The organism is Bradyrhizobium sp. i1.15.2 (assembly GCF_040548425.1).
GTDB lineage: Bacteria > Pseudomonadota > Alphaproteobacteria > Rhizobiales > Xanthobacteraceae > Bradyrhizobium > Bradyrhizobium canariense.
This window is the reverse complement of the sequence record NZ_JBEPRQ010000019.1, coordinates 75,098-100,675: the sequence shown is the minus strand read 5'-3', so window position 1 is coordinate 100,675 and position 25,578 is coordinate 75,098. Positions and strand designations below refer to the sequence as shown.

The following is a 25,578-nucleotide window of genomic DNA, read 5'->3' as shown; positions in this document are numbered from 1 at the left end:
TATGTCGCACTGCTCAGAGGATCCTATCGAGATCCCTGTCGGGAATTCCGCGCGCGCATGTTGTCGAGGTAGGTCGGATCGAGCTCCGAAATTAGGGTCTCGAGATAGATCTTCCCCTCGGCCGAGGCTGACCGGTACGCGGCCACAAGCGCTGGTTTGATAGCAGGTCGACGCGTAACGACGAGGCTGACGTCCCGCTTGATCAAGTCCCGAAATTCAAGCTCGCGTACCACAGCATCTGTAACGAGCGCGACGGACAGCCTTAATGGAAGCAGATCCAGATCGTTCGGCGCAGTATAGTACGACATCTTAAGCATGGCTGCCGTCTGGATCGAATTCTGTTTCGGCGCCGCCGCGAGCATGAGCCAAATGTCGCCGCGGAGCGGCGACGAGCGCAGCGCGCGGGCAAACGCATTCGACGCTGCCGGAAGTTCCGTTTTTTGCTCGTCCGCGGCGAGAGCCGGATCTCCACGGGATCGTGATTCCCCTCGGATCCAAAGGTCTTCATGCGCTGCCGCAGCCGAAACTGGTTTCGAGATCCCGTTTGGCCATGCTGCTGCGGCCGAAACAGCTGCCGACAAAGAAGACTGACCTCCGAGATACCGGCCAGGGAGGACCATCCATATCGTCTGTATGATCAGCGCTATTCCAAGCACCGCCAGAGCAGCGCGCGGCCATGGGATGGCAAACGCTGGCGCGAGCCTTGGACGAGACGCCGGAGCTGGACCGGCCGTCCAGTCCGAAGCCTCTTTCGACTCCAAGGATATGGCCTCACGGCCCGCACCGGAGACGCTTTGACCGAACGCCAGCCCAAAAAGCGCAGCGACCAAAAGCGATGCGCCCAAACCCAGAATTCCATGGTCGGCAAAGGCCAGTATCGTCAGTGCAATCGAAGCACCGGCGCCCAAGGCGGGGTACACGTAGTCGTAAGCTCGTGACAGAGAACGCCTGATCAGAATACAAGCGCCGAGCATCGCTATTACTACAAGGCCGCAAAGGAACGCCCAGCCCATGTCTATAACCATTGCGGCGGCAGCCGTTGGCCTTTCTCGCGGGGCGCCGATTCCAATGTCCCGATAAAGCGGCAAAAGGACCGTCGAAGCGCCGGCACCGGATCCCGCCGGCCTGACCTCCTGTAGCATCCGTTCTGTCGCGATCTGACTGCTCGTTGACAAGGCGATCGTCACATCGGTGTTCGTCCTAAACGGAATAACCGTTACGCTGGCAATACAGAAGATTGCGGCGGTTGCGAAAACGCCAGCGGTACCCCACAAGCCCAAGAACCACCTGCGAATAACGAACACCGAGAGCAAGCTTGCTGATCCGAGGAGGGTAGCGACGACGACGGTGGAGTTGGTCCAAATGAGCAGCGCGGCCAAGCAGACAATCATTGCGACGGTCGCGGCGGACAGAGCAAGGAGCGGAACTGGCGCAACTGTTCCTGGCCGACTATGCCGCGCTATTTGATCGGCCGCGCGTATTGCCGTGGCGCAGGAGAGCAAGACGCCGAGCACTGCGACGGTTGAGCCATCGGGCCCGGCGACACCGGCAGTTTCCTTGCCGAACCACATGGCCGTGGCAATCGTGGCTATGGACAGTAGCATATGCAGGACTTGCGCTGCGCGATATCGGTCAAGCGTGATGACCGCAGTGACGAGGGCCGCGGCGAGCACAGCGTAATACTGCGCCAGCGAGAGCATAGTCGCCCCCATATCGACTGTGATTTTTTCGGCGAGGGGCTCGCTTAAGGCCGCCGAAGCAGTTGCCCAGATGGGATTTCCGAGCGTGTCCATAGGCATCGGCACCACCTGTAACGCCATCCAGAGGGCCGGAGCCGCGAGCACAACGACGGGACCAGGCCGGAGCAGCTTGGTGAGCGCGAGGGAGGCGGGCGATGGAAAGATCGCTACAACCAGCGCGGCTGTTGCTAGTATGAATGATGCCAATCCCAAGCTTTGCAGGCTTTCCGGCATTGCGAGCGCCGCGGTGATCGCCACAAACTCGGCTAACAGGACAAGCCGGATAATCATGTAAACACCATGGTGTGGTGCGGCCACTCCGGTGGCCGGAGAACGTGCAGGCCGCTACGAGACAGCATCAAGAGCCGGAAAGGCCATAACGGATATAGTGGCTGTCATGATAGTAATAGCTCCGATGGCCGTCATATCGAGCCATTGCCTTGGTATCCGTCTTGCTGAGAACTGCCCCAATCAACGATTCATGAATGTTGGGTGCCGTGTGCAGTGCGTGCTGCACGATATCTATTTTGGTGCGGCCCCACTCAACGATTAGAATATAGCCGTCTATTAGAGATGAAGTGACTCGGACATCAACTAACGGGGTCAGGGGAGGAAGGTCGACGATGACGTAGTCATAGTCAGCTCGCAGGCGGTCGAACAGCTTGCTTATTGCGTCGGCGCACAGAATCTCGCTGGTGTGAAGCAGAGATCCCCGCCGCACGGCGGGTAGAAATGCAAGGTTCGTCGTGGGATCTCGCCAAATCGTGTCCGCCAGGGATCGGCTGCCGTTTGCAACTTCGATGATTCCGTTGACAGCCTTAGGCGCAAAGATAGCAGAAAGTGAGGGATTCCTGAGGTCGCAATCGACGATGATAGCTTTCTTGCCGGTGTGGCCGATCAATTGCGCGAGCGAGGCTGCAATCGTAGTCTTCCCCTCATTCGGCAGGGCCGAGGTAATCCCGATGACCTGGGAGGAGATTTTGGCCGGATTGTGGTCGATGGCTAGCTTGATGGAGCGAATTGCCTCGGTATACCGAGATAGCGGCATCCCGACCACGGTGCGATGAATTGCCGTTGGAGACGGAACTATCCGTTGTTGAACATCATCATCGGTAAGCTGGGGGCGAACTGGTATCTTCGCGGATTTGCGGGCCGGTAACAATGGGACCAAGGATAGGCAAGGCAATTCCAACACAGTTTCGACTTGTGAGGAGGTACGAAAGACGCGGTCCATGATGTCTCTGAGCAGCGCCAAGCCGATGCCTAGCGCGAGACCGCCGACGATGCCGAGCGCCAGCACCAACGTCGTCTTTGGCTTGCTCTTGCTCGGCGGCGGCGAAGCGGGAAAAAGTACGCGCGTTTCCGAGATGGGGAATGTCTCCTGCTGTGCGGAGCCCATGTAACGCTGCAGGAAAGTCTCGTACAAGCTACGCAAGCCCTTTGCCCGGCTTTCCAAATCCTTGTTGGTTAGCTCGGCAGAATTGACTGAACGGGACTGCGAGACGGCCTTGGACAGTTGCTTTTCGATTTCTTGCTGGCGCTGTTTGGCGAATTCGAATTCGCTTCGGCTGACTTCGGCAAGTCTTTTGACTTCGTCGAAAATGGAGACGCGAAATTCCCGCGCGCGGTTCCGAACATTGACGACTGCCAGGTGGTCGCGACCAACCCTGGCCGTCAACTCGGCCTCACGCCTCAGGAGTTCCAGATACTGCTGGCGCAGCCCAGTAATGATCTGGCTGTTTGTCGCATCGGCCCCGATAGCATCCAGATTGCCCATCGAGGACGGCTTTGTCGGATCGGAGGCAAGAAGAGCTTCATAGCGAGCCAACTTGGCCGTGGCATCAGAGGTCTGGGCGCGTGCGGCAGCCAATCGATTGTTGATTTCTGTGACCTGCTGGTCGTTGATGGGCTTTCCGTCCGAAGAGACGATATTGTTCTGGGCCTTGTAGACGTCGACGGCACGTTGTGCAGCGAGGGCTTGGTCACCGAGATCGCGCAGCCTGTCCTGCAGCCAGCTTGTTGCCCTGCGATTAGCATCGAATTTTGCATTGAGCTGGTCCGCAACATAGGTATTGGCTACGGCGTTGACGATCTCCGCGGCTCGGGCTGCGTTGCTCGAATTGAAATTGATCTCAATGACGTTGCTGTAGCCGATACGCCCCGCGGAAAGCCGATTGAGAAATGCGTCTACGATAGTGTCGGAAGGTTCGCCATGGGTATCGGATGGGCCATCCTTCTTCGATCCAATCGACGCCCATGACCGAATTCGGTGCCAGAGCGCCTGTAGAGATAGCCCTGTCGCACTAAAGTCCGGATCGTCCGACAGTTTCAACTGGTCGATGACCGCGACCGCAGTGGCCTTTGATCTCAGGAGCTGAAGCTGGGTCTCGATTTGAGTGAGATCGAAGGCCGGCTCGGCAAGGAGTGACTGCTGCTGGACAAATTGGGCCCTTGGATTGGCCAACAGGATCTGAACCTGCGCGGTATAGGTTGGAGACACTAAGCGGAGATAGAGCAGACTGGCCGCAGTCACGAGTGCAGCAGTCACAAGGATCATGAGATATTGGCGTCGTAGAAGCCCGATGCCGAAATTGATAACGTCGCTGATTCCTCCGCTGTCCGTTTGAACGGGTTGGGCCAGCCCGGTCACAGGCAGCCGTACGCTATCCGTGTGTCGAAGATTGTTCTGGAGCATCACGTACCTGTCCGACGGTGGGTCACGTTGGGGCCGCTCGCCCGCAGACCGAGGGCGCGCAGGCAGTGGGGGATTATATGCATATAAAAATCCGCTTGCCAAATTAAATAAATCATATATTAACCGAGGCTGAAATTGAAAATGCTGATGGGTCTGTCGTTTCGGCCCGGCGTTGGCAAAATGGAAGGTGCTTCTGAGGGTTACAATCTAGCCGGTATTTGCATCGAAAATAATGTGAGCGTTTCGAGACGGATCGGCGGGCGGATAATTAAATTCCGTCGAATATTTACTTATGGTCCGTCGCAACGAACCCCGATGGGGAAATTGAGGGCCGGCAGGAGGGTGCCCAATGCTGGAACTGCGACCTTTAGCGATCCCTGATGTCAAAGTCCTTCGAACGGATCGGTTTTCCGATGCCCGCGGCTACTTCTGTGAGACCTTTCAGCGATCGGCTTTTGCTGAGAAAGGAATCCTGCACGACTTCGTTCAAGATAATCAGTCCAGCTCGGATCGGGTCGGCACGGTGCGCGGCTTGCATTTTCAGCGACCGCCCTTCGCCCAGGCGAAGCTCATACGGGTGTTGAACGGGGCTATTCTCGATATTGCTGTTGATCTCCGGCGTTCATCGCCAAGCTTCGGCAAGCACATCGCCATCCAGTTGGATAGCGAAAGCAGCGAGCAGCTGTTCATTCCGAAGGGATTCGCGCATGGTTTCTGTACGCTGCAGCCCAAGACCGTCGTCTTGTACAAGGTCGACCAAGTCTACGCGCCGAGCCATGACAGCGGCGTCTATTGGGCTGATCCCGCATTAGCGATCAAGTGGCCCGTCACACCGTCAGAGGCTCAGATATCGCCAAAGGACCAGACCCTTCCTGCGCTCAACCAGCTTGCTTGCGTTTTCGAATAGTGGAGATGAAATAGTGGAGATGAGTGGAATGCGTATTCTGGTGACCGGCGGAGCGGGCTTTATCGGTTCTGCTGTGTGTCGCCGTTTGGTGCTGCAGACCAGTGCCGCGGTGGTCAACGTCGACAAGTTGACATACGCAGCCGACCTGACTTCGCTGGCGAGCATCGAGGGGCTGGGGTCTTATGCCTTCCTGCAGTCCGACATCTGCGATCGAGAGGCTATGGGTCTCGCGCTCGCCGACTACGAGCCGGATGCGATCATACACCTGGCCGCCGAAAGCCACGTCGACCGTTCGATCACCGGACCCGAGGCCTTCGTCAGCACCAATATAGTTGGTACCTACACGCTGTTGGAGGCGGCCAGGACCTACTACGAACGTCTGCCGCTTCCGCGGCGGAAGCAGTTCCGCTTCGTCCACGTATCGACAGACGAAGTCTATGGCTCATTGGGGCCGGAGGACTTATTTCGCGAGGACACGCCCTACAGGCCGAGTTCGCCGTATTCGGCGAGCAAGGCGGCCTCGGACCACCTCGCACTCGCGTGGTTTCGAACCTACGGTCTGCCGGTCATCGTATCGAATTGTTCGAACAATTACGGGCCGTACCAGTTCCCGGAAAAGCTCATCCCGCTGACGATCCTCAATGCGCTCGACCGGAAGCCCCTACCGGTCTATGGCGACGGCCGAAATATTCGCGACTGGCTTCATGTCGATGATCATGCCGCTGGCTTGATAAAACTTCTGTACGAAGGAAGACCGGGCGAGAAGTACAATTTCGGCGGAGATGGCCAGCGATCCAACCTGGAGGTGGTCACCAGGATTTGTGACGTGGTGGATCGGTTATCCCCGGGCGCGGGAGCGAGACGATCTCTCATCAGGTTCGTGCCGGATCGTCCAGGACATGATGCGCGCTATGCGATCGACGCGTCGAAGGCACATCGCGAACTAGGCTGGGAACCGACGAGAACCTTCGAACATGGCTTGGCCGAAACAGTCGGATGGTATCTCGACAATCGTGCATGGTGGCAGCGTGCTCGCTGCGGTGTCTATGACGGCTCGCGTCTGGGCCTGCTCGCTACTCAACATTGAGGTGAAGATGACAGATCGACCCATCCTCATTGCCGGGCGGAACGGTCAGTTGGCAAGGTGTCTTCGCAATGTCGCTGCAATGCGCGGTCTGCCTGCGGTGGCTCTCGGGCACCGAGAACTCGATCTGGAGAACCGCGAAGGGATCGACGAGCTCATCGCATCGATCGCGCCGTCTGCAATCATCAACACGGCCGCTTATACGGCGGTCGATCGGGCCGAATCTGAAGCGGCGAAAGTGTTCAGCATCAACCGCGATGGTGCGGCAACGCTGGCAAATGTCGCTTGGCAGATGAATATTCCACTCATCCATCTCTCGACCGACTATGTGTTCGACGGCGCAAAACCGGATGCGTACGACGAAAGCGACATTCCCGCGCCGTTAAATGTCTACGGCGCGTCGAAGCTTGCCGGCGAAGCTGCTGTATTGGCCGCGCATCCGCTCGCGACCGTGATCAGATGCTCGTGGCTTTACAGCCCCTATGGCAGCAACTTCGTTCGAACGATGTTGCGGTTATGCGAGACGCAGCCCATCGCAAGGGTTGTCCGGGACCAACAGGGAAATCCGACCTACGCATACGACCTCGCGGAGGCCGTCCTTCAGATCGCAGAACGGTCAGTAACAGTCGATCGCAGGGCCGCGGCCGGCATCTTTCATCTCGCGGGTCAAGGCGAGACAAGCTGGCACGACTTTGCGAAGGCAATCTTCGACGAGCTTTCCCGTCGTGGAGCGCGGATTCCGACGCTCGAGGCGATCACGACTGAAGAGTTTCCGACCGCTGCGCGTCGGCCTCGAAACTCGCGCCTGGATTCATCCAAGGCCGAACGCGTGTTCGGAATTCGCCTGGCGTCCTGGCGCCATTCACTCGAAGCCTGTCTTGACCAGCTGGTCGAAGAAGGAGACACCGATGCTGAAGGGAATCGTGCTGGCTGGCGGCAGCGGAACGCGCCTCTATCCGATCACGCGCGTGGTCAGCAAGCAGTTGCTCCCGATCTATGACAAGCCGATGATCTATTATCCCCTGTCGACGCTGATGTTGGCAGGGATCCGCGAAATTCTGATTATTACCACGCCGTCAGACCGGTGCCAGTTCGAGCGGTTGCTGGGGGACGGCAGCCAATGGGGCATTCGGCTCAGCTACGCGGAACAGACCCGTCCTGCCGGTCTCGCGGACGCCTTCATTGTTGGTGCCGATTTCATCGGAAGCGATCGTGTGGCGATGGTACTTGGCGACAATATCTTCTTCGGCGATGGTCTGAGTGAACTGCTGGCCCGGGCGGCGGGACGTGAGGAAGGCGCCACGGTCTTCGCGTATCATGTGCGCGATCCGGAACGATATGGCGTCGTGGCATTTGACGAGGCGGATCGTCCGATACGGATCGAGGAGAAGCCGAGCAAGCCAGCGTCCAGTTGGGCGATCACCGGTCTTTACTTCTTCGATAATCGCGTTGTCCGCTACGCTCGTCGCGTTGAACCGTCGCCGCGCGGCGAGCTTGAGATCACAGATCTGCAAATGCGCTACCTTTCAGCCGACGCGCTCCATGTCGAACGCATGGGGCGGGGGTTTGCCTGGCTGGATACCGGCACGGTCGAGTCGCTCATCGATGCTGGGACGTTCGTGCAGACCCTCGAAAAGCGGCAGGGAATGAAAATCGCCTGTCTTGAGGAGGTCGCCTTCAGACTCGGCTTCATCAATCGTGATCAACTTCTCGCGCTCGCCGAGTCGCTGCAGAAGAGCGGGTATGGCAGGTATCTCAACGAAATCTTGCAGTTTCATCGCTAAATTAAATGCTAAAATAAATGGATTGAAATTGCGGTTGATTTAATTATTAATTGAATCGCGTTCTGTTATGCTGATTTCGAGAGGCTGACCATGCTGAATCAAAGGTCGAGCGTCTTCTATCGAGGAGCAAGGCCTCTCCTCTCGGAAGAAAGTGACTTCAACCCGACGATCCCAAGCCTGGAGCGACCGCCCTTCTGGGCCGCGACCTGGAGCAGCAATCTGCCGGTGTGGCAGCCGCTCTGGATTCCGCCCCGCGCAGACCTGCCAGGTGGGAGCTCGAATGTCGGGGCCGAGGTAAGTGTGGGCACAAGTCAAAGTGCAAGTTCCTGGCAGCTGACCGCTATCGGCGGTGTGCGCGGTCACGCTGCCGCAGCATTGCAGACAACATTGTCTGCCCAGCCGTCCGGCGCGACTCGTTGGATCAATGCGAGCGGCGGCTATTGGAATGTTGCTGCGAACTGGAGTGCTGGCGTTCCGGATATCTCGTCGACGGCGTTCATCGATGCGCCGGGATCCTATGTTGTTGCAACCGCGGGCAATATCGACGTAGGCAGGCTGGTTGTCGATGCAGAGGCGGCAGTCTCGCTCGCGGCCGGAAGCTCATTCGTCGTAGAGGGCGATGCGACAAACAACGGGAACATCACGCTCGGATCCTTGGGCGGAGATCGCGCAGCTGCGGCAGATTTTAAGGGAGACGTCCGCGGATCGGGGGTCTTCGCGATTTCCGACAAGGCAACTCTCGAGATCGGAGGGGCGGTCTCTGGGCAAGTCTTGAGTGGATCATTTTCCGGAATAACCGTGTCGTTCGAGACGGAAGCCGGCAGTCTTATCCTCGGTCACTCCGCCCAATTCCACGGTCTGATCGGAAGTTCATCGCCGGATCGACCGCTTTCGGCTGGCAATCTCATTGATCTCAGGGATTTTTCCTTCACGTCAACGATGTCGGCGTCGGTTCATTACGACAGCAGCTCAAACATCAGCACAGTCGATTTCGGCAACGGGGCCGGCAACGTCACGTTGCTGTTCTCTCGAAATGACCCGAACTGGACCTTTGCAAGCGACGGGCAGGGCGGCACCATTGTTGCGGACCCAGCTGCAACGAACCCGATCGTGCTGGAGAATCAGAAACAAGGCACGCCGCAAAGCATCTGGCAGATCGACGCTGGCGCAGACTCAACGAAAATCCAGGGCTTCACGACGGCGATAAGTACCAATATCGGCGGCACCGTTCAGTTCAAGATCAACAACCAGACCGGCGCGCCGAACTATCATGTCGACATCTACCGGCTTGGTTACTACGGCGGCAACGGTGCCCGACTGATTACGAGCTTGCAGCATCAGGCTGCCACCTCGGTTGTGCAACCGACCCCGTTAAAGGACGCGTCCACGGGTCTCGTGGACGCCGGCAACTGGAGCGTGACTGACTCGTGGGCGGTTCCGACGAGCGCCGTGTCAGGCGTCTACATCGCTAATGTCATTGACGGCACGCAGGTCTTCCAAATTCCGTTTGTCGTCCGTAGCGACGCGTCCACCAGCGCTATCGTGTTCCAAACGTCTGACCAAACCTGGGAGGCATATAATCCTTGGGGCGGGGCCAATCTGTACACTGGCAACGGACCTGGCGTGAACGGTTCCGCTTACGCCGTAAGCTACAATCGTCCTATCACCACGCGTGATGGGGGGCTCGAGGGCACCTCCAATGACATGGTGTTCTCGGCGGAATATCCGGCGATCTACTGGCTTGAGCAAAACGGATACGACGTCTCCTACATTTCGGGCATCGATGCGGCAACCAACGGGTCGCTGCTGCTGAATCATCAGGTTTATATGGAGGTCGGTCACGACGAGTACTGGACCGATAGCCAGGTCTCCAACGTCCGGGCCGCCGGTCACGCTGGCGTCAATCTGACCTTTCTGAGCGGTAACGAAGTCTATTGGCAGACGAGGCTTGCAGCCAGCATCGATCCCAGCCACACGGCAAATCGCACCTTGATCACGTATAAGGACACCCATGCCAATCAGTTGATCGACCCGACAGGGGCGGCGACGGGAACATTCATGGACGCGCGTTTTGCGTCAACCGGAGGCATGTCAGGCATTCCCTCCAACGCGCTGACCGGCACTGTCTTTCAGGTGGACGGGGATTCCTACGGCACGATCAAAATTCCGTACGGGATGACGCAGTTGAGGCTTTGGCGTAACGCGCCGATCGCAGGGACGGCGCAAGGGCAAACTGCATCGCTGACCCCGAACCTGTTGGGCTATGAATGGGATTCGTCGCCAGACAACGGCTTCCGTCCGGCTGGACTGGTGGATGTCTCGTCGACCACTCTCCAAACCACAAAATACCTACTTGACTACGGCAATACGACGGGCAGCGGTACCGCAACCCACAACTTGGTAGAATTTCGTGATCCTGTGAGCGGTGCTCTCGTCTTTAGCGCCGGCACTGTGTTCTGGTCCTGGGGTCTTGCATCGGATCACGACCAGTACAACTTGGCGCCGGCGACGCCGACTGATCCGAATGTACAGCAGGCCATGGTCAATCTGTTTGCGGACATGGGAGTGCAACCCGCGACGCTGCAGGCGAGTCTGGTGATTGCCGCCCAATCGACCGATCATACGGGGCCGACCTCGACTATCACAAATCTTTCCGCCACAAGCGTCGTGGAAGGCCAATCTATCACTGTGACCGGCACGGCAAGCGACGCCGGGGGGGTAATCGGTGGTGTCGAAGTTTCAACCGACGGCGGCAGCACCTGGCATCCGGCCAGCAGCACCGTCGGAGCGTCGAATGTATCCTGGACCTATACGTTCGCGGCCGGCGCGCCTGGGCAATTGAAGATCCGGAGCAGGGCTGTCGATGATAGCTTGAACCTCGAAGTGCCAGGTACGGGCGTTGCTTACACAGTGACGCCGTCGTCGAACCTGACGATCTTCAGTCCCTCGGACACGCCGGCGGTTATCAACACTCCCGACGCCGGAGCTGTGGAGCTTGGTGTCAAGTTCGTTGCCGCGGCTTCTGGCGATATTACCGGCATCCGGTTCTACAAGAGTACCCAGAACACGGGAACGCATCTCGGCGATCTCTGGACGGCGAACGGGACGCTGCTTGCAAGCGCTACATTCACCAACGAAACGGGGAGTGGCTGGCAACAGGTCAATTTCACGACCCCGGTGCATCTACAGGCCGGGACGACCTACATCGCCTCATACCATACGAACACCGGCCACTATTCGACCTCCGACTTCTACTTCGACAATGCAGGGCACACCAATGGCTCATTGACAGCGACGGGCGGCGGCCTGAACGGCGTCTTCGCTTACGGGACAGGACCACTTTTCCCCAACAGCATCTCGATGGCAAAGGGAGACAATTACTGGGTTGATGTCGTCTTCAGGGACAACAGCCAGCTGCCGCAGGCCAACAACGACAGTGGGTTCACGGTCACGGAAAACGGGACGCTGAACATCGCGGCATCGGCGCTGCTTGCCAATGACACGGATCCCGCCGGCCTATCGTTTTCGATCAGCGGCGTGAGCAATCCGGCCAATGGCACCGTAAGCTACAACGTCCAGACTCAGACGGTGACGTTCACCCCGATCGCGAATTACGCGGGAGCGGCACAGTTCGCTTACACGATTACCGACTCCGGTGGCGCCAGTGGAACGGGGCAGGTGTTTCTCAACGTCAACTATCCGATATCTGCCCAGAGCCTGTTTGGCACCAACGACACGCCGAGCGTGACCAATTCGGGTGATACAAGCTCAGTCGAGGTGGGCGTCAAGTTCAGCGCCTCGGTCAACGGGACGTTAACCGGCCTGCGCTTCTACAAGGGCTCGTTGAACACGGGTACCCACGTCGCGCATCTCTGGACTGCGACGGGAACGCTGCTGGGCACAGCGACCTTCAGCGGCGAGACAGCCAGCGGCTGGCAGCAGGTAAGTTTTTCGAGCCCGATAGCCATTACCGCGGGCACGACATATGTCGCTTCCTATCATACCAACGGCAATTATTCGGACACTCAGAGCTATTTCACAACGTCGATTACCAATGGCCAGCTGAGCGCCCCCGCCACGGGAAATGGCATCTACAGCTACGGAACCGGAACCGTATTCCCGACCAACATCTTCAAGTCGAGCAACTACTTCGTCGACGTGGTCTTCAACGGATCCTCCAGCACCAACGCGCCGCCGACAGCGGTCGCCGATACGGGCGACGCCACGGAGAAAGGCGGCCTCGCCAACGGCACGAGCGGCTCGCCCGCTACGGGAAACGTACTGACCAATGACACTGATCCAGATGCCGGTGACACCAAGACGGTGACTGCGGTCAGCTTCGGCTCGACTTCCGGCACGTTGGGCTCGGCTCTGAATGGAGCGCATGGCAGCCTCGTGCTCAATGCCGCGGGAGCCTTCACTTATACCGTCAACGAAACCGATCCCGCCGTGCAGGCCCTGCGGCTTGCGACCAACACGCTGACCGACACCTTCAATTACACGATGCGCGACGCCGCCGGCGCGACATCGTCCACGACACTCACGATCACCGTTCACGGCGCCAATGACGCGCCGGTGCTGGCGGTCCAGACCGGCAACCAGACGGCAACAGTTGGTTCGGCCTTCTCGCTGACGCTGCCTGCCGGCACCTTCACTGACGTCGATTCCGGCGATTCGCTCGCCTACACGGCAACCGCCGCCGACGGTTCACCACTGCCTGGCTGGCTGAGTTTCAACGCAACGAACCGGACCTTCAGCGGCACGCCGGCGTCTGGCGATGTCGGCACGCTCAGCGTAAAGGCAACCGGGACCGATCTCGGCAGCCTAGCCGCCAGCGAGACGTTCAATATAGCCGTGACGACGACGCCGAACGCGCCGCCGACAGCGGTCGCCGATACGGGCGACGCCACGGAGAAAGGCGGCCTCGCCAACGGCACGGGCGGCTCGCCCGCTATGGGAAACGTACTGACCAATGACACTGATCCAGACGCCGGTGACACCAAGACGGTGACTGCGGTCAGCTTCGGCTCGACCTCCGGCACGTTGGGCTCGGCTCTGAATGGAGCGCATGGCAGCCTCGTGCTCAATGCCGCGGGAGCCTTCACTTATACCGTCAACGAAACCGATCCCGCCGTGCAGGCCCTGCGGCTTGCGACCAATACGCTGACCGACACCTTCAATTACACGATGCGCGACGCCGCCGGCGCGACATCGTCCACGACACTCACGATCACCGTTCACGGCGCCAATGACGCGCCGGTGCTGGCGGTCCAGACCGGCAACCAGACGGCAACGGTTGGTTCGGCCTTCTCGCTGACGCTGCCTGCCGGCACCTTCACTGACGTCGATTCCGGCGATTCGCTCGCCTACACGGCAACCGCCGCCGACGGTTCACCACTGCCTGGCTGGCTGAGTTTCAACGCAACGAACCGGACCTTCAGCGGCACGCCGGCGTCTGGCGATGTCGGCACGCTCAGCGTAAAGGCAACCGGGACCGATCTCGGCAGCCTAGCCGCCAGCGAGACGTTCAATGTTGCGGTGAGCACAGCACCCTCGACGGTCAGTTTGTTCTCGAGCGCCGATACGCCATCAGTGCTATCGACGTCTGACACGTCGCAAGTCAATCTTGGCGTGCGGTTTACGTCCTCGGCGGCCGGCACCATTTCCGCCATCAAGTACTACAAGAGTGCGAATGACACCGGCACTCACGCCGGCTCGCTGTGGAGTAGCACAGGCACGCTCCTGGCGACCGCAACTTTCTCCAACGAGACCAGCAGCGGTTGGCAAACCGTCACGTTCAGCAGCCCGGTATCGATCGCGGCCGGTACCACCTATGTCGCGAGCTTCCACAGCAACGGCCACTACGCCGATACGCCCAACGACTTCACCACGGCTCAAACGAATGGCCCGCTTACGGCCCCCGCGAGCAACAATGGTGTCTACACCTACGGCACAGGAAATCTGTTTCCCACCAGCACGTTTGCCGCTACCAATTACTGGGTCGACGTCGTGTTCAACAATTCGAGCGGCGGCACGAACCAGTCCCCGATCGCCAACAACGACAGCGGCTTCAATGCGACCGAAAACATACCTCTCGGCATTTCCGGTTCAGCGCTTCTAGCAAACGATACCGATCCGAATGGGGATGCTCTAACGATCACGAGCGCCAGTGGGGCCGTGAACGGTACAGTCGGTTTCAATTCTCAGAACAACACTGTGACGTTCACGCCAGCCAACGGATACACCGGACCGGCTTCGTTCAACTATGCCATCGCAGATGGCCGGGGCGGTACGGCAAGCGCGAGGGTGGACGTGATCGTCCATGCGCCGTCCGCGAGCACTGTGAACCTGTTCAGCACGGATCCAACGCCCAGCGTGGTTACGGCGAATGATCCGAATTCCGTCGAGCTGGGCATGAAGTTCCTGGCGTCCAGCTCGGGCGACATCGTCGGTCTGCGCTTCTACAAGGGGCCATCCAACACGGGAACGCACGTCGCCGATCTCTGGAGCAGCACAGGGACTTTGCTGGCCACCGCTACCTTTTCCAACGAGGCAGCGAGCGGCTGGCAGCAGGTCAGCTTCAGTACGCCGGTGACGATAGCAGCGGGCACGACCTATATCGCCGCCTATCACACTGCGGGAAATTACTCGGCAGATCCCAATCTGTTTGCCAGTTCGGTAACCAACGGACCATTGACAGCCCCATCATCCGCGTCCAGCGGGGGGAACGGCGTCTATGCGTACGGATCTGGAAGCCTCTTCCCCACCAACACCTTTAACGCGACGAGCTACGCGGTGGACGTCGTCTTCAGGCCACAGCTCGCAGCATAGGGAGAGTCGGAATGCATACGGAGCTCTATACCGACGGGATTGACGAGGTCACAATTGGCGGGGCGATCGTGCGGGTGGACTTGGTCAGTCTCTCGCCCACGGAACGTGACGCCAACAATGCGCCAAAGAAGGTGTTTCGGCAAAGGCTGATCTTTTCGGCGGAGTCGTTCGCGAACTCCGTCGAGGTAATGCAAAACGCGCTTCAGGGTCTCGTGGATGCCGGCGTCGTCCAGCGCAATCGGCCAAAAGCGCCGACTGCAGCGCCTGCGCGGGTGGAGCCTGCGTCATCTGTTTCGGACAGCTCACGATCTCCAAATGTCTCAGCCAACTTCCGTTGAAATCGAGCGGTGTGAACCAGCACCGCTCTCGTCTGAGGACGAGCCGCGTTGGGCCGCTCAAACCGCCCTTGAATGCCTGTCGAGGGTCGCCACCCATCACGGTATCGATCTGCCGTCGGACCGTTTGCGGCATGCTTATGCCGTCGATGATGCCGGCATCTCGACCGACCTCTTGCTGCGCATGGCGCATGAGGCCGGGCTTCGCGCCCAGGCGACGCAGCTCGATTGGAAGGCGCTGTGTCGGCTCGGCGAAGCCTACCCGGCTCTTGTTCAGCTCTCGAATCAGAACTGGGTTCTTGTTGTCGAGGCCGGGCCGGAACGCGATGCCGTAGCTGTCTTCGATCCCTTGGCTGAACGGACGGACGAGCCGCTGCTTGTCGATGCTGAACGGTTTTGTGCCCGATGGCTCGGAAAGGCGATCTTGTTCAAGCGCGAGAGTCGTTCAACACAGGGCCCTAGGACCTTTGGATTGCGCTGGTTCGTACCCGAAATGCTCCGGGAATGGCGCTTGTTCTCTGACGTCGCGATCGCCGCCGTCTTCCTGTATGCGCTCGGCCTCGCGCTTCCAATCTTCTTTCAACTCGTGATCGACAAGGTTCTTGTCCACGAGAGTCTCACGACGCTCTACGTACTCTCGGCTGGCGCGATTATCGCGCTCTGCTTCGATGCCATATTCAGCTTCTTGCGTCGTTACCTGCTGCTTTATGCCACGAACAAGATCGACATCCGGGTTGCGACCAAAACGTTCCGGCATCTTTTGGGGCTTCCCGTAACCTTCTTCGAGCATATCTCGGCCGGTGTGCTGGTGAAGCACATGCAGCAGGCCGGGCGGATTCGCGAGTTTCTGACCGGTAGGCTGTTCCTGACCGCATTGGACGCGCTTTCGCTGTTCGTCTTCCTGCCTGTCCTCGCGCTCTACAGCGTTAAGCTGACATGCGTCGTCCTGGCCTTTACCGCCATCAGCGGCAGCGTGATTGTGATTTTGATGGGACCGTTCCGACGACGGCTCTACCAGCTCTACCAAGCCGAAGCCGGCCGCCAGGCTCTTCTGGTCGAGACGGTGCACGGAATGCGCACGGTGAAGTCTTTGGCCATGGAGCCCAACCAGAACAGGGCATGGGACGATCGCTGCGCGCAATCGGTATCGATGCGTTTCGGGGTTGAAAGGATCTCGGCGGGCGCCCAGGCACTGACCGGTTTTCTCGAGAAGATGATGACGCTCGGTATCGTGGCCCTGGGCGCGCTGGACGTCTTCGGTGGCGAGATGACGATCGGCGCACTGGTCGCCTTCAACATGCTGGCGGGACGCGTCTCGGGGCCGCTGGTTCAGATGGTAACCATGGTTCACGAGTATCAGGAGGTCGCGCTGGCGGTTAAGATGCTGGGCGAGGTCATGAATAAGCAGCCGGAACGGGACGGTCATCGCGACGGGCTGCGTCCCGATTTGGTCGGCCAGATCGAGTTTGAAAACGTGACCTTCCGCTATGGCGAGGGAGCGCCGGCGCTGGACGACGTCTCGTTTACAATCGCTCCCGGTTCGGTCTTTGGGATTGTCGGTCGCAGCGGCTCTGGCAAGACGACGCTGACGCGACTGATCGCGGGAATGTATCCGGTGCAGCAGGGATTACTACGGATCGACGGCCATGATTCGCGCGAGATTGATCTTACCCACCTGCGGCGGAATCTCGGGGTTGTGCTCCAGGACAATTTCCTGTTCCGTGGCACCGTGCGCGAAAACATCGCTTGCGTGAAGCGTGACGCGACGTTCGACGAAGTTGTCAGGGCGGCCCAGCTCGCCGGCGCCGACGAGTTCATAGAGCGGCTGCCGAGGGGATTCGATACCATGCTCGAGGAGCAGGCATCGAACCTGTCGGGCGGGCAAAAGCAGCGGCTTGCGATCGCCCGCGCCTTGATCGTCAACCCGCGCATTCTGATCCTCGATGAAGCGACCAGCGCGCTGGACTCCGAGAGCGAAGCGATCATCCGGCGCAATCTGCGGCGTATCGCCGAGGGACGGACCGTCATCATCGTATCGCACCGGCTTTCGATGCTGTCGGATGCGAGCCAGATTCTGGTCATCGACCGTGGACGAATCGTCGATGTGGATCGTCACGACGGCCTGCTGTCGAAGTGCACCATCTACAGGCATCTCTGGAATCAGCAGACGAGGCAGGTCGCATGACCGGTGCCGAGAAAAGCAGGGCGGAGGGGAGCTCCGGCAGATCGGGGCCTTCGACCGTTTCGCGGAAGCGGCGAGGGCTGTCGAGGCCCGCGTCGACGGCATCTCGCGTAGTTGCGGAATTTCAGTCCGACGCCGCCGAGATCGAGCAGGGAACGCCACCGCGCGGAGGACGGATCACGCTCTATTGTGTCGTCGCCCTGATCGCGACCGCGATCGCGTTCGCGTGCGTGTCGCGTGTCGACATGATTGTGACGGCACAGGGCAAACTGATCACCACACGTCCCAACCTGGTCGTCCAGCCGTTGGAAACATCGGTCATTCGGGACATTCGCGTTAAGGCCGGCGATCCGGTTAATCGCGGCGATGTCCTTGCGATCCTCGATCCGACATTTTCTCAGGCCGACCTTGATCAACTGCGCAGCCGCCTGGCGGGTTTCGACGCCTCCATCGACCGGGTCCGGGCGGAATTGGACGGCGTTGAGTACGTCCTCGAGGAGTCCGCGAATACCGATCAGGCGCTGCAGCGAAAGGTATTTCTCCAGAGAAGGGCGGCTTACGATCTTCAGATCCAGAACTACGACGCGCAGATTGCGTCCGCTCAGGCCAATCTGAAGACGGCCCAGGATGAGGAATTCGTTCTGACCCAGCGGCTGGAGACCATGCAGTCCATTGAGGCCATGCGAAATGTGTTGATGGCGAAGGAGGTCGGTTCAAGACTGAACTTCCTGCTGTCCCGGGACGCGCGGCTGGAGGTTGAAAGCAATCTGGCGCGTGTTCGTGGCGCCATTGTCGACAACATGCATCGTTTGGACAAGGCCCGTGCAGACCAAAAGGTCTTCGCTGCAGAGTTTCGCCGTACTGCCTATCAGGAGCTCGTGGAGACGTTGCCCAAGCGTAACGGCGCCGCGGAGGAGCTCAAGAAGACGGAGCTTCGCCGGCAATTGATCGTGCTGCACGCACCGGCTGATGCGGTGGTACTTGAAATTGCCAATCGAACGGTGGGTTCGGTAATTCGCGAGGCCGAGACATTTTTTGTATTGGTCCCTCGCGACGAGACGCTCCGGGCGGAGGTCAACGTCGAAGGCAGGGATATCGGACAGCTGACGGTCGGGCAGGCCGTACGAATCAAGTTTGAAGCATTTCCGTTCCAGAAGTACGGCACGGCAACTGGTGAGATTGGGGTCATCAGCCAGGACTCATTCTCGCCAGACGCGAAGGTCGAAGGTGCGCGCCGCCCGTCAGCTCCCTTTTATCGCGTACTGATCGATTTGCGCGACATGCATCTTCGGCTGCCGCCGGAACGCGTTCAGTTCATGCCAGGTATGGCGGTCACCGCCGAAATAAAGCTCGGAAAGCGGACGGTGATTTCCTATTTCCTCTATCCCTTGCTTCGCGGATTGGATGAAAGCATCCGGGAATACTGACCCGATTGACTATGGTGTAGTGCGATGATGATCGGTCCCAATTTTGGTGTGAAGCTGGCAGTGCCGGCCGCGGCGAACAGGCCGTCCCTCAACTCACCGCTGATAAACTATGCGCTCAAGGGCCTAGAACGCTGCTGGTTGCCCGGGGAGCGCCGTTGGTCGCACATTTATCACCTCGACGGACGTGCTTCCCCAAACGAGTCGATACGGCATAGTGACGTGTTTTATACCCTCAATGTCCTGCTTGGGATGTCGCGGGTCGTGGAACGTCCGATCGGTATCGATATCCCAGAGATATTCCATCGAAATGTCATGCAGCTCACCGCACTTCCAGTGCGCAAATATGCCTTTGGCATGGCCTTGTGGGCCGCCGCCGAGCTCGACCTTCCGATTCCGGAGCAGGTGACGGGCGAGGTGAAAGGAATTCTTTCGGATGAGTCGCGGTGGAGTACGTTTCGGGCGCAGGATCTGGGCATGCTGCTGACGGGAGTCGTTGCTCAGGCAAGGGCAGGTAACAGGGAGTGGACGTGCTTCGCCGCCCCGCTCTTCCGTTTCCTGAAGGAGCGTTTCCATAGCGAGTCAGGACTGTTCTTCGATGCCCCGTGTGGTTTTCGACGCCGTTTCGCGTCATTTGCGACCCAGACCTATCTCTCCATCGCCTGCTATCAGTATGGCGAATTCCTTGGCGATGCGTCTGCGCTTGTCATGGCCGATACTTGTGTGCGCGATCTCATAGCGCTTCAAGGGCCACAAGGCGAATGGCCCTGGTTTTTCGACGCGCTGAGCGGCCGCGTCCTTGATTTCTACGAAGTCTATTCAGTCCATCAGTATGGAATGGCCCCGGCGCTGCTGGAATGGGCCGAGCGCTTTGGGCGGCGAGAAGCGCGGGAGGCCCTGATCAAGGGATTCAACTGGGTACTTGGTCACAACCAGCTAGGCCGGACCATGCTCGTGCCTGAACTCGGCCTGACCATCCGTTCGCAGGTACGCAAGCATGAATTGAAGACCAAGGCGCCGCGGGTGTTGCGCGCGGTCAAGAACGTCTGGCGCGACAAGGGGGGTACGCTGATCGACAACGCGAACGTGGGTGTTCGGCTTGAGTGCCGCAGCTACGAACTCGGTTGGATTCTGTGGTCATTCGGCCGCCGTACCGGCTTGCCGGAACTGACGCACAACCACGTCTTTGCCGTGGAACCTGCTGAACTGGCGTGAACTAACGGTTCCAAGCCATTGCTCGCCGCCCGCCCAGGTGCGAAAGCATCGTCATGGCACGATGTGCTCGGACAGCACACAGAACGGCGATAGCCTTGAGACGGGGGCTGCCGCCATGTAGGCGGTCGCTGGTTAGTATCGTAACAGCGCCTGGCGCAAGTGATGCCAGGACCAGCAAAGCCTGCGCAATCCAACGCAATTGCCATGCTGGATTACCTTCAGCCATGTTGCGATAGTGTGCGATTTGTCGATCCCATTTTGCATAGAGCTCCCGAAGGGAGCTCCGGGCTGGATGGAAGACGATCATGTCGGGGATGTACCGAAATCGGAGTCCGGCACGTAGTGCACGCTGCCCCCACTCCATGTCTTCCGCAACATCGATGCCAGCGAAAGGGCCGACGCGATCGAAATCGCGACGAAGCACTGCCATATTGCCTGTGCCGGAATAACCGTGGCGCTCGATATAGAGCTTGAAGCGGTAAGCGAAGACGGTCTCATAAGCTGCAACGGCATTAAGACTCTCATTCTCCGCCGTCCAGATGCGAACGTCGCCCCCGAGGACCGTGTCAGGCGGCGACGAGCGCGACCATTGCACTATGGTGTGCAGCCAATCCGGATGCGCCCTGCAATCCGCATCGATGAAGGCGAGCATCTCACCTCTCGCAATCGTCACGCCGGCATTGCGCGCTGGACCGGGACCAGGCTCCGACTCATGCAGCAAAGATACGCCGGGATGTCGAGCAACGACGTCCGTTGGGGGCGTTGCCGAGCCGTTGTCCACCACGATGACCTCGAACGAGTGCCGACTCAGGGTCTGTGCATCCAGGCTACGCAAACAGGATTCCAGCGCGTCAGGCTGGTTGAGGTGGGGAATAATGACCGAAATCATCGTTTAATTCCCTATTTAATTTCTGTTCCGTTCGCCGCCTGCCTCATCTGCCCGGCAGCTTTCATTCTCCGCAGCGTGTGGCCAAGTTCGATCATTTAAACCTTGCAATTAAATATCCGCCGCGTATTATCTCCATAATAAGCTTAAATGCAAACTTAAATGAGGTCTGATTTTCTGGGAGTAGGTTCTAATGCGCGCATCATTTCTTGGATGCCCCGTCGACTTCCTGACAATGGCTGAAACCGTCGAATTGGCGCGCGGGGCCATGCGCAGCCGTCAGCGGTTGCAACATGTGGCGCTGAACGTCGCCAAGTTCGTCAATATGCGATCCGATCCCGTGCTTGCGGCCGATGTCGCCAACAGCGATGTCGTTGGCATCGACGGCATGGGAATTCTCTGGGGCACCCGAGCGCTCGGGCTTCCGGCGACGTCGCGGGTCGCGGGCGTGGATCTCCTTGCCGAGTTGCTTGCGGTATGTGCGCACGAGGGCTTCAAGCCCTATTTCCTGGGAGCCACTCCCGTCGTACTACAACAAGCTGTGCAAGTGGCGCGCCGGAGGTATCCTTCACTTGCCTTTGCGGGCTGGCACGACGGCTACTTCAAACCTGAGCAAGAGAATGACGTCGTCCGGGACATCCAGTCCAGCGCGGCTGATTGTCTTTTCATCGGCATGCCGACACCGAGGAAAGAGCGCTTTCTCGCCGCCCATCGCGATGATCTCGGCGTACCCTTCATCATGGGCGTGGGTGGTGCGTTCGATGTTCTAGCAGGCATTGTTCGGCGCGCGCCGGTACAGATGCAGCGGCTCGGGCTCGAATGGCTGTACCGCATCTATCAGGAGCCTGGACGGATGTGGTGGCGATACGCCACGACGAACACACTGTTTGCGGGCGTCTTGGCGCAGGGCCTCATCAAGCGGGCCCTTCGGTACCGGCTTGGTGCGCCCGGCGTCGTTCCGCCGGGTCCCAGCCGGATCGGAGGGTAAGGCGTGCGCAAGCATTTTTTCGTCCTTCTGGGAACCCGGCCGGAAGCAATCAAGCTTTTTCCAGTCATCAACCTGCTCAAGGCCGAAAAGAGCAAGGACATTTCCGTGACGATCTGTGCGACCGCACAGCACCGGCAACTGCTTGATCAGGTCCTCAAGCTGGCAAAAGTGGTCCCGGATTTTGATCTAAACGTCATGACGACCAATCAGACGCTGGATCATCTGACCGCGCGGCTGCTCGGACAAATTGGCGAACTTCTGGAAAAGTTGAAGCCCACCAGGGTCATTGTCCAAGGCGACACGGCGACGGCAATGACGGGTGCACTGGCATCCTATTACCACCGTATACCGGTCTCGCACATCGAGGCCGGGCTACGCAGCGGTGACATCTTCGCGCCATGGCCCGAAGAGGTAAACCGCAAGATCGTCGGCTCGATCGCCGATCAACATTTTGCCCCGACAGAGCGCGCGGCGCGCGCGTTGCGTTCTGAAAACGTCGCGGATGACCGCATTCACGTTACCGGAAACACGGTGGTGGACGCTCTCATCCTCGCCAAAGCCATGGTCGAATCCGACCCAGGACTGTCGTGCCGCTGGGATGGCATCAAGAAGCGTCACGGCAATCGGCGCATCATCCTGGTGACCTGCCATCGCAGGGAAAATTTCGGGGGCGGGGTCCTTAACATCGTGAACGCGTTGGAGACCATCCTGCAACGGGAGGATGTCGCTGTGGTGCTCCCCGTGCATCCGAATCCGAATGTCCGTGACGTGTTTGCGTCTCGGTTTTCGGACCACCCGCGGGTCGTACTTATTTCTCCTCAGGAATACACTGACTTTGTGAGCCTGCTCTCGCTATCTTATCTGGTCCTGACAGATTCAGGCGGCGTACAGGAGGAAGCACCGACTTTCGGAAAGCCGGTGCTGGTGATGCGGGAGACGACCGAGCGTCCTGAGGGGGTGGAAGCGGGAACGGCACGCCTGGTCGGTGCGAACTACGAGAGGATCGTTGCGGAGACATTTCGCCTGCTCGACGATGACGAGACCTATGCTGCCATGTCGCGTTCGCACAATCCGTTTGGTGACGGGCACGCGAGCGAGCGGATCGTGAAGGTTCTTCTCGATGCATGAATTCCAAAAAATCAATGTCCTGGGACTTGGCTATATCGGTCTGCCGACCGCAGCGCTTATTGCGAGTCGAGGTCTGCAGGTGGTTGGCATCGATACCAATGAGCGCATCGTCGACACCGTTGCGTCTGGCAAAATTCATATCGCCGAGCCCGATCTGGACGGCCTCGTGTCCAAGGTCGTGTCGAGTGGTACGCTCACCACGTCCAAAACGCCGCAGCCGGCCGACGTTTTCATCATCGCGGTGCCGACGCCCATCGATCGCGAGAACCGTCCGGACCTGTCGAGCGTGAATGCGGCCGTCGACAGTATCGTAGATCTCCTCGCGCCAGGCAATCTTGTCATTCTTGAATCGACATCGCCGATCGGAACCACCGAAGCTATCGCAAAGCGGATCGTTGGACGCAGGCCAGAGTTGCACATAGGCGTCAACGGCAAGGAGGATGGAGCGATTTACGTGGCCTACTGTCCCGAACGCGTGTTGCCGGGACGGATTTTGACCGAGCTTATCAACAACGACAGGTGCATCGGCGGGATTACGCCAACCTGCACGCGGCGTGCTCAACGGTTCTACAAAATGTTCGTTCGCGGCGCTTGCGTCGGCACAACGGCGAGGGCGGCCGAGCTGGTGAAGCTGACGGAGAATGCCTTCCGCGATACCAACATAGCATTTGCCAATGAACTCTCGCTGATTTGCGACAGGTTCGACATCAACGTCTGGGAGGTGATTGACATCGCCAACCGCCACCCGCGCGTAAACGTATTGCGGCCGGGGCCAGGTGTTGGCGGGCACTGTATTGCGGTAGACCCCTGGTTCATCATCGATTCTGCGCCGGACCTCGCACGTGTGATGCGAACAAGTCGGGAAGTGAACAATGCCAAAACACAGAAGATCATCGAGCGCGCAGAGGCGCTGATCGACGATCATCCATATGCGAACGTTGCTTGTTGCGGATTGACCTTCAAGGCCAATGTCGACGACTTGCGTGAAAGCCCGGCCATGGAGATAGCCACGCATCTCGCGGCGAAATACGGCGAACGGATTAAGGTTGTCGAGCCGAACTTGCGCCGTCTGCCTCCTCAGCTGGCGGATCATCGTGTCGCATTCGTGAGTATCGAGGAAGCCCTGCGCAGTTGCGAGATCGCGCTTCTCCTCGTCGATCATGATGAGTTCAAAATGGTGCCGCTGGCAGAGCGGCGGCACCTCGACGTCATCGATACGCGAGGCATATGGCAGGATATGCCGGCGCGGACATAATGCTGCCGCTCGCTCGGCAGGCGACGGTGAGTGATATTCGCGGAAGGAATTCGAGGAAAGCATGCACAGCAGCCAATTGGGAATCGGCGTAGTGGGGTACGGCTATTGGGGGCCGAACCTTGTTCGTAGTTTTTCAGGCAATTCATCGGCGCGGGTCGTGTGCGTGAGCGATCTCGATTCGAGCAAGCTTGCTGCGAGCAAGCGGCTTTATCCGGGGGTGGAGACGACGTCCTGCTATGAGGACCTGCTGAAAGACCCAGCCGTCGATGCGATCGCCATTGCTACACCAGTGCACACTCACTATGAGCTGGCAATGGCTGCACTTAAGGCCGGCAAGCATGTGTTGGTCGAGAAGCCGCTTGCGCAAAGTGCGGATAGGGTTCGGCGCCTGATTGACGAGGCCGACCGGCGCGGATTGACGCTGATGGTCGATCACACCTTTCTCTACACGCCGGCGGTCCAGAAGATCCGAGAGCTCCTATCGAAGAAGGAGATCGGAGACATCTACTACTATGACAGCACGCGCTCGAGCCTCGGCCTGTTCCAGAAGGACGTGAATGTGATCTGGGATCTGGCGGTGCACGATATTTCGATCATCCACTATATTCTCGACGAGGAGCCGGTTGCGGTGTCGGCAACGGGCTCGTGTCACATCGCCGGTTCTCCGGAAAACATGGCGCATATCACGTTGTTCTTCGCCAGCGCCTGCGTGGCGCACGTGAGCGTCAATTGGTTGTCGCCGGTCAAGGTGCGCCAGACGTTCATCGGCGGGAGCAAGAAGATGATCGTCTACGACGATGTCGAGCCGACCGAAAAGATCAAGGTCTATGACAGGGGGATAACTCTTGATACTCCGACTGAAAATGCCCATGAATTCCGTATTGGATATCGAGCTGGCGACATGTGGGCTCCTCACATTTCCACGAAAGAGGCGCTGCAGACGGAGGTCGAGCACTTCATCGATTGCGTCCACAATGGCGTGCGGCCAATTTCCAGCGGCCTGTCCGCATTGCAGGTGATTGAGGTGCTGGAGGCGGCGTCGCGCTCGATAGCCGCGCAGGGGAAACCAGTCCTCCTCAAGCAACCGCATCAGGTCCGGGAGCGCGCCCGGGCCACGGTCTAAAT

General features: G+C 59.0%; 16 protein-coding genes. 13 read left to right on the top strand and 3 right to left on the bottom strand.

The genetic code is table 11. The features are described 5' to 3' along the window. Positions 1 to 23: 23 nt before the first annotated feature. Both ABIB80_RS27645 and ABIB80_RS27640 read right to left on the bottom strand, forming a co-directional pair. Positions 24 to 2,030 (bottom strand): hypothetical protein, encoded by a 2,007-nt coding sequence (locus ABIB80_RS27645; protein WP_354128822.1) that lies wholly within the window; start codon positions 2,028 to 2,030, stop codon positions 24 to 26. A gap of 67 nt (positions 2,031 to 2,097) precedes the next feature. Continuing rightward, on the bottom strand, positions 2,098 to 4,434 hold the full coding sequence (locus ABIB80_RS27640; protein WP_354128842.1) for an AAA family ATPase: 2,337 nt from the start codon (positions 4,432 to 4,434) through the stop codon (positions 2,098 to 2,100). Positions 4,435 to 4,783: 349 nt separating this feature from the next. Here ABIB80_RS27640 and rfbC point away from each other — a divergent pair, with 349 nt between their 5' ends. From rfbC to ABIB80_RS27595, 9 genes are all read left to right on the top strand, one after another. Then, positions 4,784 to 5,341 carry a dTDP-4-dehydrorhamnose 3,5-epimerase gene (gene rfbC, locus ABIB80_RS27635; protein WP_354128821.1) on the top strand — a complete coding sequence of 186 codons (558 nt, stop codon included), beginning with the start codon at positions 4,784 to 4,786 and terminating at the stop codon, positions 5,339 to 5,341. A 28-nt stretch (positions 5,342 to 5,369) separates the two neighbouring features. Beyond that, the gene (gene rfbB / locus ABIB80_RS27630; RefSeq protein WP_354128820.1) at positions 5,370 to 6,428 is read left to right on the top strand and encodes a dTDP-glucose 4,6-dehydratase; all 1,059 of its coding nucleotides are present in this window, start codon (positions 5,370 to 5,372) and stop codon (positions 6,426 to 6,428) included. Positions 6,429 to 6,435: 7 nt separating this feature from the next. Beyond that, positions 6,436 to 7,425: a dTDP-4-dehydrorhamnose reductase gene (rfbD, locus tag ABIB80_RS27625; RefSeq protein WP_354128819.1), complete on the top strand. Its 990-nt coding sequence runs from the start codon at positions 6,436 to 6,438 to the stop codon at positions 7,423 to 7,425. Then, positions 7,334 to 8,209, top strand: a complete 876-nt coding sequence (gene rfbA / locus ABIB80_RS27620; RefSeq protein WP_354128818.1) for a glucose-1-phosphate thymidylyltransferase RfbA — start codon at positions 7,334 to 7,336, stop codon at positions 8,207 to 8,209. The genes rfbD and rfbA overlap by 92 nt, the downstream gene beginning before the upstream one ends. Positions 8,210 to 8,299: 90 nt before the next feature. Then, the gene (locus ABIB80_RS27615) at positions 8,300 to 15,040 is read left to right on the top strand and encodes a DUF4082 domain-containing protein (protein WP_354128817.1); all 6,741 of its coding nucleotides are present in this window, start codon (positions 8,300 to 8,302) and stop codon (positions 15,038 to 15,040) included. A gap of 11 nt (positions 15,041 to 15,051) precedes the next feature. Next, positions 15,052 to 15,378, top strand: a complete 327-nt coding sequence (locus ABIB80_RS27610; protein WP_247816360.1) for a hypothetical protein — start codon at positions 15,052 to 15,054, stop codon at positions 15,376 to 15,378. After that, positions 15,356 to 17,560 carry a peptidase domain-containing ABC transporter gene (locus ABIB80_RS27605; RefSeq protein ID WP_354128816.1) on the top strand — a complete coding sequence of 735 codons (2,205 nt, stop codon included), beginning with the start codon at positions 15,356 to 15,358 and terminating at the stop codon, positions 17,558 to 17,560. Before ABIB80_RS27610 ends, ABIB80_RS27605 begins: the two co-directional genes overlap by 23 nt. Beyond that, entirely contained in the window at positions 17,557 to 18,984 is a 1,428-nt protein-coding gene (locus ABIB80_RS27600; RefSeq protein ID WP_354128815.1) for an HlyD family type I secretion periplasmic adaptor subunit, read from the top strand. The genes ABIB80_RS27605 and ABIB80_RS27600 overlap by 4 nt, the downstream gene beginning before the upstream one ends. Positions 18,985 to 19,008: 24 nt before the next feature. Continuing rightward, entirely contained in the window at positions 19,009 to 20,196 is a 1,188-nt protein-coding gene (locus ABIB80_RS27595; protein WP_354128814.1) for a hypothetical protein, read from the top strand. Between the two features lies 1 nt (position 20,197). On the opposite strand, the gene ABIB80_RS27590 is transcribed toward ABIB80_RS27595, so the two are convergent. After that, positions 20,198 to 21,085 carry a glycosyltransferase family 2 protein gene (locus tag ABIB80_RS27590; RefSeq protein ID WP_247816356.1) on the bottom strand — a complete coding sequence of 296 codons (888 nt, stop codon included), beginning with the start codon at positions 21,083 to 21,085 and terminating at the stop codon, positions 20,198 to 20,200. 190 nt (positions 21,086 to 21,275) lie between these two features. Between ABIB80_RS27590 and ABIB80_RS27585 the strand changes: the two genes are divergently transcribed. The 4 genes from ABIB80_RS27585 (at position 21,276) to ABIB80_RS27570 (ending at position 25,576) form a co-directional block, all read left to right on the top strand. Beyond that, complete coding sequence (locus tag ABIB80_RS27585) at positions 21,276 to 22,070, top strand: WecB/TagA/CpsF family glycosyltransferase (protein WP_354128813.1); 795 nt, start codon at positions 21,276 to 21,278, stop codon at positions 22,068 to 22,070. Between the two features lie 3 nt (positions 22,071 to 22,073). Next, a complete protein-coding gene (gene wecB / locus ABIB80_RS27580) occupies positions 22,074 to 23,198 on the top strand; it encodes a non-hydrolyzing UDP-N-acetylglucosamine 2-epimerase (RefSeq protein ID WP_354128812.1) in 1,125 nt (374 codons plus the stop codon). Next, positions 23,191 to 24,453, top strand: coding sequence for a UDP-N-acetyl-D-mannosamine dehydrogenase (gene wecC / locus ABIB80_RS27575; protein WP_354128811.1), 1,263 nt, complete (start codon positions 23,191 to 23,193; stop codon positions 24,451 to 24,453). Before wecB ends, wecC begins: the two co-directional genes overlap by 8 nt. 61 nt (positions 24,454 to 24,514) lie before the next feature. Next, positions 24,515 to 25,576, top strand: a complete 1,062-nt coding sequence (locus ABIB80_RS27570) for a Gfo/Idh/MocA family protein (protein ID WP_354128810.1) — start codon at positions 24,515 to 24,517, stop codon at positions 25,574 to 25,576. Positions 25,577 to 25,578: the final 2 nt, after the last annotated feature.

Excerpts from the sequence above, each read along its gene's own strand:
- rfbC (WP_354128821.1), top strand. The coding sequence starts at position 4,784 with ATGCTGGAACTGCGACCTTTAGCGATCCCTGATGTCAAAGTCCTTCGA.
- ABIB80_RS27615 (WP_354128817.1), top strand. The coding sequence starts at position 8,300 with ATGCTGAATCAAAGGTCGAGCGTCTTCTATCGAGGAGCAAGGCCTCTC.
- rfbD (WP_354128819.1), top strand. The coding sequence starts at position 6,436 with ATGACAGATCGACCCATCCTCATTGCCGGGCGGAACGGTCAGTTGGCA.
- ABIB80_RS27570 (WP_354128810.1), top strand. The coding sequence starts at position 24,515 with ATGCACAGCAGCCAATTGGGAATCGGCGTAGTGGGGTACGGCTATTGG.
- ABIB80_RS27605 (WP_354128816.1), top strand. The coding sequence starts at position 15,356 with ATGTCTCAGCCAACTTCCGTTGAAATCGAGCGGTGTGAACCAGCACCG.
- rfbA (WP_354128818.1), top strand. The coding sequence starts at position 7,334 with ATGCTGAAGGGAATCGTGCTGGCTGGCGGCAGCGGAACGCGCCTCTAT.
- ABIB80_RS27590 (WP_247816356.1), bottom strand. The coding sequence starts at position 21,085 with ATGATTTCGGTCATTATTCCCCACCTCAACCAGCCTGACGCGCTGGAA.
- ABIB80_RS27640 (WP_354128842.1), bottom strand. The coding sequence starts at position 4,434 with ATGCTCCAGAACAATCTTCGACACACGGATAGCGTACGGCTGCCTGTG.
- rfbB (WP_354128820.1), top strand. The coding sequence starts at position 5,370 with ATGCGTATTCTGGTGACCGGCGGAGCGGGCTTTATCGGTTCTGCTGTG.
- ABIB80_RS27595 (WP_354128814.1), top strand. The coding sequence starts at position 19,009 with ATGATGATCGGTCCCAATTTTGGTGTGAAGCTGGCAGTGCCGGCCGCG.
- ABIB80_RS27585 (WP_354128813.1), top strand. The coding sequence starts at position 21,276 with ATGCGCGCATCATTTCTTGGATGCCCCGTCGACTTCCTGACAATGGCT.
- ABIB80_RS27645 (WP_354128822.1), bottom strand. The coding sequence starts at position 2,030 with ATGATTATCCGGCTTGTCCTGTTAGCCGAGTTTGTGGCGATCACCGCG.
- ABIB80_RS27600 (WP_354128815.1), top strand. The coding sequence starts at position 17,557 with ATGACCGGTGCCGAGAAAAGCAGGGCGGAGGGGAGCTCCGGCAGATCG.
- ABIB80_RS27610 (WP_247816360.1), top strand. The coding sequence starts at position 15,052 with ATGCATACGGAGCTCTATACCGACGGGATTGACGAGGTCACAATTGGC.
- wecC (WP_354128811.1), top strand. The coding sequence starts at position 23,191 with ATGCATGAATTCCAAAAAATCAATGTCCTGGGACTTGGCTATATCGGT.